The sequence below is a fragment of the Bradyrhizobium sp. SMVTL-02 genome, assembly GCF_051853005.1.
In the GTDB taxonomy this organism is placed as follows: Bacteria; Pseudomonadota; Alphaproteobacteria; order Rhizobiales; family Xanthobacteraceae; genus Bradyrhizobium.
In genome coordinates this window covers 1,420,469-1,433,136 of sequence record NZ_CP182469.1, presented here as the reverse complement: position 1 = coordinate 1,433,136, position 12,668 = coordinate 1,420,469, and the positions used below count along the sequence as shown (strand labels likewise).

6 protein-coding genes and 6 pseudogenes are annotated in these 12,668 nt (G+C 59.6%); 5 read left to right on the top strand and 7 right to left on the bottom strand.

Annotated elements, in window-relative coordinates; all coding sequences use genetic code 11:
- Positions 1-172 precede the first annotated feature (172 nt).
- Positions 173-337: a hypothetical protein gene (locus tag ACNJYB_RS06820; RefSeq protein WP_439373260.1), complete on the bottom strand. Its 165-nt coding sequence runs from the start codon at positions 335-337 to the stop codon at positions 173-175.
- 456 nt (positions 338-793) lie between these two features.
- Between ACNJYB_RS06820 and ACNJYB_RS06815 the strand changes: the two genes are divergently transcribed.
- From ACNJYB_RS06815 to ACNJYB_RS06795, 5 genes and pseudogenes are all read left to right on the top strand, one after another.
- The gene (locus ACNJYB_RS06815; RefSeq protein WP_439373259.1) at positions 794-1,885 is read left to right on the top strand and encodes an AAA family ATPase; all 1,092 of its coding nucleotides are present in this window, start codon (positions 794-796) and stop codon (positions 1,883-1,885) included.
- 36 nt (positions 1,886-1,921) lie between these two features.
- Positions 1,922-2,461 (top strand): annotated as a pseudogene (locus ACNJYB_RS06810) (ISNCY family transposase); the annotation flags it as partial.
- A 118-nt stretch (positions 2,462-2,579) separates the two neighbouring features.
- A complete protein-coding gene (locus ACNJYB_RS06805) occupies positions 2,580-3,137 on the top strand; it encodes a hypothetical protein (protein WP_439373258.1) in 558 nt (185 codons plus the stop codon).
- Positions 3,134-3,947, top strand: a pseudogene (gene istB, locus ACNJYB_RS06800) (IS21-like element helper ATPase IstB). The gene ACNJYB_RS06805 and the pseudogene istB overlap by 4 nt, the downstream one beginning before the upstream one ends.
- Before the next feature lie 128 nt (positions 3,948-4,075).
- Positions 4,076-4,594, top strand: a pseudogene (locus tag ACNJYB_RS06795) (hypothetical protein); the annotation flags it as partial.
- Between the two features lie 949 nt (positions 4,595-5,543).
- On the opposite strand, the gene ACNJYB_RS06790 reads toward ACNJYB_RS06795, so the two are convergent.
- From ACNJYB_RS06790 to ACNJYB_RS06765, 6 genes and pseudogenes are all read right to left on the bottom strand, one after another.
- The gene (locus ACNJYB_RS06790; protein WP_439373257.1) at positions 5,544-6,716 is read right to left on the bottom strand and encodes a M24 family metallopeptidase; all 1,173 of its coding nucleotides are present in this window, start codon (positions 6,714-6,716) and stop codon (positions 5,544-5,546) included.
- A 771-nt stretch (positions 6,717-7,487) separates the two neighbouring features.
- The gene (gene pimD / locus ACNJYB_RS06785; protein ID WP_439373256.1) at positions 7,488-8,654 is read right to left on the bottom strand and encodes a pimeloyl-CoA dehydrogenase small subunit; all 1,167 of its coding nucleotides are present in this window, start codon (positions 8,652-8,654) and stop codon (positions 7,488-7,490) included.
- 175 nt (positions 8,655-8,829) lie between these two features.
- Positions 8,830-9,279: pseudogene (locus ACNJYB_RS06780) on the bottom strand (acyl-CoA dehydrogenase family protein); the annotation flags it as partial.
- Positions 9,273-9,511, bottom strand: a pseudogene (locus tag ACNJYB_RS06775) (IS5/IS1182 family transposase); the annotation flags it as partial. The pseudogenes ACNJYB_RS06775 and ACNJYB_RS06780, both read right to left, overlap by 7 nt.
- Before the next feature lie 139 nt (positions 9,512-9,650).
- The gene (locus ACNJYB_RS06770; RefSeq protein ID WP_439373255.1) at positions 9,651-11,453 is read right to left on the bottom strand and encodes an ABC transporter ATP-binding protein; all 1,803 of its coding nucleotides are present in this window, start codon (positions 11,451-11,453) and stop codon (positions 9,651-9,653) included.
- A 913-nt stretch (positions 11,454-12,366) separates the two neighbouring features.
- Positions 12,367-12,637 (bottom strand): annotated as a pseudogene (locus ACNJYB_RS06765) (IS5/IS1182 family transposase); the annotation flags it as partial.
- Between the last annotated feature and the right edge of the window lie 31 nt (positions 12,638-12,668).

Sequence of the window (12,668 nt, the reverse complement as noted above, 5' to 3'; positions counted from 1 at the left end):
ATCTCTCGCCCCAGAAAAACATTAGTTAGCGCACACGCGATAAGACCGTGTCAGCGAAGTAGCACGCAGTTCCCCTCCGAGATTCGCGTAAACAGTCCTGCGCACCCTGAATAATACGAGAGCCTGCAAGTTGAGAGAAGCCCCGTCGGTTGCAAGTTTCTTTGCAAATTGATCAGACAAGCCGAGCCGGATATTTTCGGCAGACTTTCTGCCCGAGCGACCAGCCTTCAGGCTCGTAACTGACCCGAGCGCCCTCTTCCAGTCCGCTGCAGCCTGCTTTTTCAAACTGCACTGACGTGAACGAAGACATCAGCTCTTCCATCTTCGGCTTGATCAAGTTATGCCACGTCGGATTGTACACTTCACGATCGCCATTGCCACGGCACGACCTCCAAATTGCACGGACTGTGATGTAACGAAGAGGCTTGCAGTCATCAAGCTGCGCGGCAAGTGCGTCAATGGCAGCTGCAGCGAGCAGCGCTGTGAGTCAACCGCTCACTCAATCCGCCGCCTGTTGAGCTAACGGCCTGGCGGACTGTTGTTCGGCTGTGCCGAACGCCTACCATCAGGATCATGGTCGCGTCCCTTGAGGAGCTTCCTTCCACAATCAAGGGGCCAAACTGCACGAATGATCCAACACACGCAGATTCTCTGCGAGCATCGCTCTCATGAGCAGCATTCCAGCTTTGGACATCGCGTATCGAAATGACATTAGCGAGTCTGCCCGATTTGGACCGTTCAGTGATAGCCAATTGCTACTCCGGAGTACGACATAAGAATTCGAGCCGTTCGCGTGCAAAATTTTAGAGGCTTTGAAGACGAAACAGTCTCATTCGGCTCATGCACCTGTTTGGTTGGCCCCAACGGCGCAGGAAAATCGACGATGCTGTCCGCGCTTAACGTGTTCTTTCAAGAAGCGAGCAGTCCAACGGACGTAGCAACGCTCACGGCAGAGGATTTCCACGGCGGGAACACGGATATTCCCGTTCAGATCACTGTCACATTCGATCAGCTCAGCGAGGCAGCTAAAGGGGCGCTAACGCACTACGTGCGCCATGGCGAGCTGGTGATCACCTCAGTTGCGGTTTTCGAGCCTCAAACAGCTAAGGCTCCTGTCATCCAATGGGGAGAACGGCTTGTCTTCAAGCAATTCGCTCCGTTCTTTGATGACGATAAGAACAAAGCGACGGTCGAGCCTCTTCGCGCCCGCTTCTTCGAGATAACGAAAGGATTGGCTGATTTTCCTGATATCGGGAAAAAGCCCACCAAGGCCGCCATGATCGATGCTCTTCGATCTTACGAGGAGGCCCGCCCAGAAATTTGTGAAATTCAGCGAAGTAGCGATCATTTCTACGGCGTCGGCAAGAGCAAGGGAAAGCTTGAGCCCTTCGTGCAGTGGATTTATCTGCCGGCCGTCAAGGAAGCGTCTGCAGAAGCCGAAGAAGCCGGAAACACCGCGTTGGGCAAACTGCCTCAACGAACGGTGCGTCAGAAGGTCAACTTTGACGATGCATTGGAGGCTCTGCGCACGCGCGCCCGCGCCGAGTACGACGCTCTACTCGAGGCGGAGCAGGGCACGCTTCAGGAAATCTCAGACAGCCTGGCCAAGCGGCTTGCCGTCTTCGCGCATCCAGATGCGAGTCTCATGGTTGAGTGGCTGCAGGGCAGTGAGAAGTCTGTTTTGATGGGGGAGCCCAGGGCAACCATCAAAGCCAAGGAAGGCCTATTCAAAGGAAGCATCTTGCGCTTCGGTCACGGCTTGCAGCGGTCGTTCCTCTTAGCCATTCTGCAAGAGCTGGCTTCCGTCGAAAACGCGTCAACAGCGGAAGACGGCGCATTGCCTCGCCTTAATTGTTACCGGATGCTGAGCCTTTGCCTCACGTAAATTGCTCCCCTGGATCGGGAACGAGCGGGGGCGCAGATGGGGTGGCTGAGCATGGCAACGCGGAAGGAACTGACGGCGGCGGCGGGCGCGCGCTATCGGCGTTCGGATCGTGCGAAGAAGGCGCGGATATTAGACGAGTTCGTCGACATCACCGGATTCCATCGCAAACATGCGATGCGTCTACTTCGAGGCCAGGAAGACGTAAGCGCAGGCCGACGGGCGCGACGTCGGATCTATAATGAGGCGGAACACAACGCGCTCGTGCTGCTTTGGGAAGCGTCAGACCGGATCTGCGGGAAGCGACTGAAAGCGTTGACGCCAGCGCTGATTGAGGCAATGGAACGGCACGGCCACCTCGACCTTTCCCCCGAGATCCGCGCCAAGCTCTTGGCGATGAGCGCTGCGACGATCGATCGCGCGTTGGTGCGGATCCGAGAAAAATTAGGACGCAGGCGCCGGCGGCACGCAGCGCATTCCCTGCGTCGCAGTGTTCCAATACGGACGTCGGCAGATTGGAACGATCCGGCGCCGGGGTTCGTCGAGGCTGAGACTTCGATGATCTCGCCTCCTATCGCCGTTCGTCGACGAGATCGTCGGCCGCCGCAATGCCCGCAACGCCAAGCGCATCGATGCCGAGCGCGCCCAGCTTCGGGAGCTACCTGAGCGGCGCACCACCGACTATGAGGAACTCAGCGTGCGCGTCACTTCCTCAGGCGGCTTCACGCTGCGCAAGGTCTTCTACACGGTGCCCTCGCGCCTGATCGGCCATCGCTTGCGCGTGCGCCTCTACGACGATCGGCTCGACGTCTTCATCGGCGGCACGCATCTCATGACGCTGCCGCGCGGGCGTGCTTCCCCGTCCGGCAAGCATGACCAGGTCGTCAACTACCGGCGCGTCATCCATTCGCTCAGAAGGAAGCCGATGGCGTTGCTCAATCTGGTCTATCGCGATCGGCTCTTCGCGCGCGAGGCCTACCGGCGGACTTTCGATCTCCTCGTCGAGCGTCTGCCCGAGCGCCAGGCCTGCCGCATCATGGTCGAGCTTCTTGGCCTCGCCCACGAGCGCGGCTGCGAGAGCGAACTGGCCGAGGAGCTGTCCATCTGCCTCGACAATCACCGGCTCCCCGACATGGCCGCGCTGCGTGCCCGCTTCGCGCCCGATCCCGCGCGCCTACCCAACGTAGTCGTCCGCCTGGCGCCGCTTCAGGCCTACGAAGCGCTCATCGGCGCCAGCCTGGGAGACGCAGCATGAAGAGCGCCTCGATTGACCCCGCCAAGCTCAGCCTGCTCCTTAACGAGCTGCGACTGCCCGCCAGCAAGGTGATCTGGCCACAGTTCGCCGAGCAGGCCGACAAGGAGGGCTGGCCCGCCGCGCGCTTCCTCACTGTGCTCGCCGAGCACGAACTGGCCGAGCGCGATCGCCGCCGCATCGAGCGGCACCTCACAGAGGGCCGCCTTCTGCCCGGAAAGACCCTCGACAGCTTCGAGTTCGACGCCGTGCCGATGGTCTCCAAAGCTCAGGTCATGGCCATCGTCGCCGGCGACACCTGGTTGGAGAAAGGCGCAAACCTGCTCCTGTTCGGCCCGCCCGGCACCGGCAAGAGCCATCTCGCCTCGGCGATCGGTCTCGCCCTCATCGAGAACGGCTACAGAGGTGCTGTTCACCCGCACCACAGATCTCGTCCAGAAGCTGCAGCAGGCCCGCCGCGACCTCGTCCTCGAGAGCGTGCTGGCCAAGCTCGACAAGTTCGGCCTGCTCATCCTCGATGATCTCGCATACGTCACCAAGGACCAGGCCGAGACCAGTGTGCTCTTCGAGCTCATCAGCGCCCGTTACGAACGGCGCTCCATGCTGATCACAGCCAACCAACCCTTTGGCGAGTGGGGGAAGATCTTCCCGGACCCCGCTATGACGCTCGCCGCGGTCGACCGGCTCGTTCATCACGCCACCATCTTCGAGATGAATGTCGAAAGCTACCGACGCCGCGAGGCCGCTGAGCGCAAAAAGGGACCTGGGCGCCCAGCGTCTTACGCCACACCCGCCAATATCGCCCCTGATTGACGCGCCGCGACAATCAACCTGACAAAGCACTTGCGCGCGTCAATCAAAGCCGCGATCATCACACCCGCCGCGACACCAGATTCTCATCCAGATTGTCGCGCACCTCTCTCCCAGATCGTCGCGCTACAGTCCGCCATCATCTCCAAGAAATCTATGCCGCTCTCGATCCAGTCGCGTTGTTGCGCGACATCCGCGGCGTGCAGGAGTGCCTCGCGGCCCTCGCGGACACCCAACCAATCGGCCATCCTGCTGCGGCATCGCAATCGATCGATCGCTTCCTGGCAAGCCTGCGCACGGCCTGGAAGGACGGAGCCATGCGACCGACGGATCGGCCACTCGTGAAGGCGAAGAGAGGCCGACGTCGTCCCGACCCGCTCATCCGAGCAACGCCAGATTTGCGAAAATGGTTTGAAACCGAGCCTTGGCGGACTGGCAGCGAACTGCTCTCGCGCTTGCAGGAGGAATATCCTGGAGCCTATCCGAACGAGCTTCTTCGAACGCTTCAACGTCGGCTGAAATCCTGGCGCAGCGAGCAAGCGAACGCGCTGCTGTTCGCTCCTAGCGAGAAAATGCCGCCAGGGTATGAGGCTCCCGGGCGCGATCGGTTGCCTCATTTATTTTGCTCCTGGCTTGGGTTGAGGAGTTGAGGAGGAGGCCGGGTGCGGAGATGGCCGGGGTTTCGGAGCGCCCGGCCTCCTCCGCTGGCACCCCGCATGTCATTGGGATGTTGTGGCGCGCGGGTCTGGCATGGCCGGTCCCGTAAGCGATAGGCGACGCCGAGCTGGAGCAACGGCTGTACGCATCAATACATGAGGCAATACGGCTCCCCACCCAGATTGTTCGCGCTATATTCGGGCCGACGACGGTACGTGACACGCTGAAGCGGTTTGCGCTTGAGCTCGCGGGCAATAACGGACCAGTCAGGCTCGGCCACCTTGCCAGCGCTCCGCTTTGGGCAAGCGAGCGACGGCGCCTCCGAGCGGATGGTTCGGCCGAACCCCATGATCAATTCACTTGACGCACAGAACTTATCGAGCCGTTATTCATCAATGGCTATTGCGCTCTGAGCGGCGATCCGATTCTGATCCCGACCACAGCGAAAGCGACGCTCGTCTGGGACTCACCAGCTCAAGTTAACCCGGCTGGTTTTCCTGTTAGGCCTCTGAGAAGCCATTGGCGCATCATTGACTTTTACACGCCCGCAGAATCCAAAACTACCTTCCCGCCACAGGATAGTGCAACCTGATCGGCAAATGGTCTAGCTGGCCCGGTTCGGGCGCGGGATAGGCTCGCGGCCCTAGACTGATGCACTCGCCTCGCGCCGCGACCGTTTTAACAAGGTCGGTTAGCCTTAATGGCGGCCATTCCCGCAGTTTTGTGTATCGGCGCCGGAAGAAAAAAGAAGGCAAGAAGAACGAGATTGAAGCGGTGCGATGTTTTTCGGACGTTGGTCCGAAGAACGATTCGCAAGGTTTGTAAGCGCTCAACCGCTGGGACATTGACAGTTGATCACTATCTGGGGTCAAGCGATGCGCTCAAGGTTCACCGCACCGCCTTACCCGCCGTCGTCGACGGGGCTGGCAGGTTCAGAAGCATTTAGCTAAGCTCGAAAATTTTGCGTGGCGCACGCGTCAACACGTCGATGCCAGTCTCAGTAACGCTAAAGGTCTCGCTAAGCACATATCCAAAGTCCTCTTCAATCCAGTTCCCCAGCATAAGATGGAACGTCATGTTAGGTTTCAGCACTGTCATATCTCCATTTTTCAGGCTGGCGGTGTGCTCCATCCAATTGATCCCAATGGGGTATCCACAACGGGACTCCTTCTTGAACCCACGCTTCTCGATCGAACGATAAAACGCATTGGCGACGTCGCTACAGGTCGCCCCGGGCCGAACCACATTGAGCACGGCCTCAAGACCTTCGGCTTCCGCATCATGTAGGCGACGCAAGCGGTCAGAGGGGGCGCCTATCGAAAACGTTCGCATAATTGCACCGCAATAAGTATGGCGCACGCCACCAAGTTCAATATTGATCTGAGATCCCTCTCGAAAGATGTCTTCGCTCCAAAGGATATGAGATGTACCCGTCCGCGGCGAAGAGCATAGGTTGATGTTGACGATCCTTGTTCCGATTTTGCCGTTGACGCCGCGAGCTAGAGTCCCAGCGATTTCGGCGATCGCATCGGCTTCTCGCAGACCAGGGCGTATGACTTCTGCGGCGCGCAAGATCGCCGCATCGGCGATCGCGGCGGCTTCTCGAATTACCTCCACTTCGAGATCGGACTTCACGATTCGGATCCAAGTGACCGCTCTACTGAAATCCACGAACTTTGCGTTCGGCAGACGCGTCTTGAGTTTTTCTGCGGATTGCGCCGGTAGGCTGTTCAGCTCGAGCCCTATCGCGCGGCTTGCGCAACCGATTTCGTTGAGGAAATCGATCACTACATCGTATCCGTCCTTATCGGAGCTTCCAACTAACGCCTCCGGATAGCCAATGATCTTATCTCGTTCTAGGAATGTCTGATATATTGCTGCCGGAGTGTCCATTCGACGCAAGATGATCGTCGGCTCCTCGTCGTAGATCGAAACCACAACCCCTTGTGGCACATAAGCAGATATCGCCGCGTAGCCAGTGAGATAAGTCATATTGCTCGAATCGGTCACAAATAGGGTATCGGTATCGCGCTGCTCCATCTCTTGCTTCACGGCGGCAAGCCGTCGCAAGTACTCTGCTCGTGGAAATGCCTGCGGTCCTTTGCTGATCGGCATATTTGGGCTCCGCTAGCTTAGCTTAAGATTTGAGAGCGGCGGTCAGAGATGCTGTTTTATCTCGCTGGCCCTCTTGTATTGCCGTGTGCTCCTCGAGCGGCGTTGTTCGATCCTTCATTCTTGAATCATGGCTCCTGCGCAAAAAGGATTGCCCCATCGAGTTTACGAAATTCCGATCCGATGTAATGGCCATATGCGGTGATAACGCATGACCTCCCTCAGTGCCACGACGCTCCGAGCATTTGCTTGTATAGATCGTCCTCGCTTCTTCTTCCAGAATTTCGAGTCCTCCTTACTAAGCACGAGCCAAGTCGCGCGTGACTGCGTCGGCCCAAGCGAGAATGCACTCGAAGCTCTATTCCTCGCCTCGGATTGCGCCTGAAAGCTCGGCAAAGCCTTTCGAAAACGTTTTGGCCATTGCTATGACCAACATCGGTTAGTTGAGTTTCGCTGGAGGCACCCGCGAAAGGGTTTTAACCGATCTTGTGGGCGCGTGTCCGCACGATATATTTCAGCCGTCGCGCTTCGGGAGGTATATGTGAGTAGGCCGGAGATGCTTTGTGTCGCTGGCGAGCTGAAAGGGTGTAATGCGCAGATCATTGCAGAAGGAGAGAGTTCATTCCACAGCTCTATTTTACCGAATCGGCTGCCGTGGCGAATCGTCCGCTTCCCTATTTCAACTGGCGATCTCGTCCAGAAGTCTCACTCTGCCTACTCCTTCCACGTATGGGATTGCCTTAAGGACTGTCAGCCCCCCATCGAAGGTGAAACTCAGGCAACGCCTGAGCAATGTAGATCACACAACGCGCTGCTGTCATTAACGCGGCGAAGATGAAAAACGGAATCGCCAAACGTGTTCTCGATCATGGCGAGGCGCTTGAAGTAATGACCGATCTTGGCCTCCATGGTCATGCCAATGCCCCCATGCAGCTGGATCGACTGCTCGCCGACGAACTTGCCGGACTTGCCAATCTGCACCTTGGCCGCGCCGATGGCTGTCGTGCGGTCCTGCGGATCCTCGAAATTGTTTGCCATAGTCGCTAACATCGACATCGAGCGCGCTTGTTCGGTCGCGATGAACATGTCGGACGCGCGGTGCTGCAGCGCTTGGAATGAACCGATAGGGACCCCGAACTGCTTGCGCAACTTAATGTACTCGACTGTGGTCTTGAGCGATGCATCCATCAGACCGACAGCTTCGGCGCAGAGTGCGATGCGGGCCTCATCGACGACGCGCTCGATCAGAGCGAGCGAGTCCTCGGGATTGCCGATCGCCGCATCGGCGCCGACCTCGACACCGATCAACGTGATGTCGGCAGCGTGCAGGCCGTCCTGCGTCGGATACGACTTCTTGACGATCCCCTTGGCGCCGGCGGGAAGCAGGAAGACGCCGATACCAGTCTTGTCGCGGCGGTCGCCCTTGGTGCGGGCGGTGACGATTAGCTTGTCGGCGTTCTCGCCGTTGAGCACGACGAATTTCTCGCCGTCGATGACCCAGCCGCTGCCCTTCTTCTTCGCCGAGGCTGCGACGTCGAAGAGATCGTAGCGCGAGTTCTTCTCGAGCTGCGCAAACGCTAGAGTCTTGCTGCCGTCGATGATGCCGGGCAGATGCGCGGCCTTCTGCGCATCCGATCCGCCATGGCGCAGGAAGCCGCCGCCGATCACGACGGTTGCGAGATATGGCTCGAGCACCAGCGCCTTGCCGAGCGCCTCCATCACGATCATGGTCTCGACGCCGCCGCCGCCGAAGCCGCCATCGGCTTCCGCGAAGGGCAGGCCAAGCAGCCCCTGCTCGGCAAGCTTGCCCCAGACGGCTTTGCTCCAACCGCCCTTCTCGCTCATGTACTTCTTGCGACTCTCGAAATCGTAGCAGTCGGTCAAGAGGCCGTCGACACTGTCCTTGAGAAGCCGCTGCCCCTCGGTCAAATCAAAATCCATCTGTCTCTCCAAAAATCGATGCAGGTTCCTTGCTTGCCTGCCGTCGCCTTGTCCTCAGACGGTCATCCCCGCGAAGGCGGGGATCCAGTAAACGCAACCGTCTGCCGTAACCACGACCGCCGCGGCGTACTGGGTCCCTCGCCTTCGCGGGGGACGACACCGTTTGTTGCGTCCCTCAAAGCCCCAGCACCGCCTTGGCGATGATGTTGCGCTGGATCTCGTTGGAGCCGCCGTAGATCGAGACCTTGCGATTGTTGAAGTAGCTCGGCGCGATCTGGGCGGTCCAGTCCATGGCTTCGTTCGAACCGTCGTCGCCGTGGACGTCATAGGGCGCGGCGAACGGGCCGATGACCTCCATGAGCAGTTCGGTCGTGGTCTGCTGGATCTCGGAGCCCTTGATCTTGAGCACCGAGGACGCCGGATTGGGCTTGCCCTTGCCGTGCTTGCCCTCGTCGGCGACGACGCGGAGCTGCGTGAGCTCCAGCGCCTTCAGCTCGATCTCGCAGGCCGCCAGCTTCTCGCGGAAGGCGGCATCCTGGATGATCGGCTCGCCGCCGGACTCGACCTTGGAGGCGAGCTCCCTGATGCGACGGATGCGTTCCTTGGAGACGCCGACGCGCGCGCGGTCAATTGCCTGAAGTCCCAATTCCGCCATCGGGCACGAACGCATTCACAGATCGTGCGGGCCTGGTACTGAGCCTTGCCGGCTTCGCTGGCCATGCGGCACGCCAGGCTGCTACTCCAGGACCGTCGCTGCTCCGGGGTAAAAAGGGATCGACACCGCTCCTGGAGTTGGGAGGCGGACAGTAAACCTCGATACCTTGGCAATGCGCCCATTCGATGTCCTCGCCACTGCAATGTTGCAAAGGCGAAGTGCGCAACCAATTTACACCACGCGTCTGAGGGAGACGAACCGGTTGACAGGATTGCGGGAAACCGGGGCTGAACCTTCGATTTGCCTCCCAGCTCAAGGACAGGCCTTGCCATCAAAATCTACTAGCCCGCCGCAGAGACCCGGCCGAAGTCGGTGGCTTGGCGCTCAAGCAGCCGCCGATAGATGCCGGCGGGCCGCCTAGTCAGGGCAGCATGCGTCCCCTGCTCGGCAATGACGCCGCCATCAAACACCAGGATGCGATCGAGGCTGCGCACCGTCGACAGTCGATGTGCGATCACAAGAGAGGTGCGGCCCTTCATCAGCCGCTCCATCGCTTCTTGGATGAGGGCTTCCGATTCCGAGTCGAGGCTTGAGGTCGCCTCGTCCAGGATCAGCACCGGCGCATCCGCGAGAAAGGCGCGCGCCAGCGCGACGCGCTGCCGCTCACCACCTGAGAGCTTGACACCGCGTTCACCGACGAGCGTGCCGTAACCGCTGCGCAGGCGCAGGATGAACTCATGTGCATTGGCGAGCCGTGCTGCCCGTTCGATCGCCCCCATATCGGCTCCGGGACGACCATAGGCGATGTTTTCGGCGAGCGAGCGGTGGAACAGGATCGGCTCCTGCTGTACGACGGCTATCTGGCTGCGCAGTGATTGCTGCGTGGCTAGCGCGATATCCTGACCGTCGATTAGGATGCGGCCGCCCGCGACATCATAGAGACGTTGCACCAGCTTGACGAAAGTCGTTTTGCCCGAGCCTGAGCGGCCGACTAGACCAACCCGCTCGCCGGCGCTTATATCGACGGATAACTTGTCATAGAGCGGCGCCCCGTCGCCGCCATACTGGAAGGTGACGTCGTCAAATACGATCTCGCCCCCGTCGATGGCAATAGGACATGCATCCGGTGCATCCACCACCCCGATTGGCTCGTCATTAATCGCGACGAGCTCCTCCATGTCATTGACGGAGCGCTGGAGGTTGTTGATGTACATCCCGACGTCGCGCAGATATGCGTGGATCACGTAGTAGCTGGTCAGGACATAGGTGACGTCGCCCGGCGAAGCCAACCCCTTCATCCACAGTAGCACCGAGCCGCCGATCACCGATGCCCGAAGGCACAACAGAAGCGAGTGCTGAGACAGGGCGGCGTGGTTGTAGCGCAGCCAGGTTCGTCGCAGCCGCTTGCGCCAGCAGTTGACGGTACGGGCGAGCCGAGCATCCTCGCGCCCTTCCGCGCCGAACGATTTCACCACAGCATTGCAAGTCAGCGCATCGGCAAGCGTGCCGCCGACCTTGGTATCCCAGGCGTTGGAAACTCGCGCAACAGGCGCGATATAGCGAAGCGAAAATGTCATCGTTAGCCCGACATAGATTGCTGCACCAATCGCGATCACGCCACCCAGCACAGACCAACGCAGCCCGAGCAGGATCATCGAACCAACCAATACCGTCAGGGACGGCAATAGGGACATCAGGATGGTAGCGTTGAGCTGGTCGAGCGCCCACATGCCGCGCGTGATCTTTCGCACGCTCGACCCAGCGAAAGAGTTGGCGTGCCAATCGGTTGAGAACCGCTGGACGCGCATGAACGCTTCGCGCGCCACGTCCGACATGGTCTGAAGCGTAAACGGAACAATTGCCTGCAGACCCATGATGCGCAGAATCACTGAAACGAGTCCGAGCGCGACGATACCGCCGAACGCGGCCAGCGCCGCATGTTGTGCCGACGGGCTCTGGGGACCTAACGTCAATGCATCGACAAGTTGGCCGGAGTAGACCGGCATGAAGAGGTCGGCCGCCGTTGACCCGAGGAAGCCAAGAAGTACGAAGGCGACGCGGTAGGGCTGGCGGAACCAGTGGCGAAAAACGAACGGAAGCACCGCCCGGATTGCGATGGGACCCTTGTCATCCAGACCCGTCATGCCGCAATCCAGTCAAGCTGGATACGCAAATCGGTACCATCTGGACTGCGCCCCGCCTCGCAAAAGCGCGATTGAGCACCGGCATTCGGGCGCCATCCCTCCGCCATGCGAGGCGCTCCTCGCCAGCAGCCAAAGTCTGTCGGAATTGATTTCATGGCCTGCCGCTGAATCCCGGCCCTCTCATGCACGTAGGAACGCCTCGCCGCATTCACCATTAGGCGCCAGAAGAATTTGCTCATCGTCGCATCCTGGTCGCGGAGGGCCTCTCCGCAAGATCACTCACCGCAAAGCTGGCCTCGTGCACGGCAATCACGTCCAGTTCGCGTCATGAGGCTTCTGTGCATGCGAGCGGTCCACGAGCACAAGAGTCCATCACGGTGTTCCAGGAAATCCAAAGATTGCATTTCACGACTGCAGGCAAGGACACAGCATACCCATCAGGGTCGCCGTGGCCAGATTTGTGTTGCATCCCGCCGACACGCGGGACACTCACGAAGTGCCAGTGTCCGCCACCTCAATCAATTGCCAAGGCTAGTAGTTGACTTCGACACAACGCGTAACCGAGCCGATAGGTGGATTGCCCGTTGGGTAAGGTCGGAGTGAGTAAACATCAAAATGGGCACGCACAGGACAGGGATATCGGAACGGGCACGAGAGTTCTCTGAGTCAGGCGAGAACGCGGCGGAAGTCGTGGCCCCCGGGGCTGAGAGGACTACGTTAGCGCGCGACAATATGGCGAACGCTCGCCCGTCCAGCCAAGCTCAATCAGACTTCTTAACGGAGACGCGCTCGCGGGAGCAGTTCTGTGGCGATCTGTTCTCAGCTTAAGACCGTTAGGTTGTTCGATCTCTATCGCTCGCATCCGCCGCCTCGCCTGCGCAGCTTTCAAAGAGCAGCGGCCAAGGTGACCTTATGGCTTAAGGCGTCCGATAATGGGCTCGATGGCGGAGCGGCGGCGCAGCTCGCGCCGATGGCGCCGAAGAACGCCGCGCTTCTGACCGGAGATGAAGACGAGGAGGCTTTCGCACGTGGTAACCGCGGCATCCCTTGACCTAGGGCCAGTCGATCGGAAGCCCAGTGAATGTCTCGGTGCGGTCAATGACGTCGCGCAAGGTATGGCCGTCGTATGGACTGTCCGTCAAAGCGCTCACGTGCAGTACGAAGACGCTACCCGAAACGGCTCGGCCGAGAAGCACAGTTCCAGAGTGCGATACC

Excerpts from the sequence above, each read along its gene's own strand:
- ACNJYB_RS06770 (WP_439373255.1), bottom strand. The coding sequence starts at position 11,453 with ATGACGGGTCTGGATGACAAGGGTCCCATCGCAATCCGGGCGGTGCTT.
- ACNJYB_RS06790 (WP_439373257.1), bottom strand. The coding sequence starts at position 6,716 with ATGCCGATCAGCAAAGGACCGCAGGCATTTCCACGAGCAGAGTACTTG.
- pimD (WP_439373256.1), bottom strand. The coding sequence starts at position 8,654 with ATGGATTTTGATTTGACCGAGGGGCAGCGGCTTCTCAAGGACAGTGTC.